Source organism: Variovorax sp. WDL1 (genome assembly GCF_001541225.1).
Taxonomy (GTDB): Bacteria; Pseudomonadota; Gammaproteobacteria; order Burkholderiales; family Burkholderiaceae_C; genus Variovorax.
Genome location: NZ_LMTS01000319.1, coordinates 1 through 263, shown reverse-complemented (window position 1 = coordinate 263; position 263 = coordinate 1). Strand labels below are relative to the sequence as shown.

Genomic DNA, 263 nt, shown 5'->3' with positions numbered 1-263 from the left:
GCTGCACGAAACTGGCCGCCGGAGTTCCGGCGCTTTGTCGACGAGGCGCTGGATTTGTTCAAACCCGGAAACAAGGAGCCCGCACTGCAGGAGTTCGAGACGAAGCTTGGGATCAGGCTTCTGCCGAGCAATTGGAAGAAGACGGATCACGACGGACGAATGCAGGTCTACCGCGTCGAAGCGCCATGGATCTACCGCGTCAAGTCGACGGATCCGCCGCGTTTGGCAGACCTGAGCACGTTGACCGAACTGCCGCGGCCGTT

At 60.8% G+C, this 263-nt stretch carries 1 protein-coding gene; it reads left to right on the top strand.

Annotated features, from left to right (window positions below; all coding sequences use genetic code 11):
- On the top strand, positions 1–263 hold a 263-nt coding region (locus APY03_RS45070), incomplete at both ends, for a hypothetical protein (RefSeq protein ID WP_232324549.1).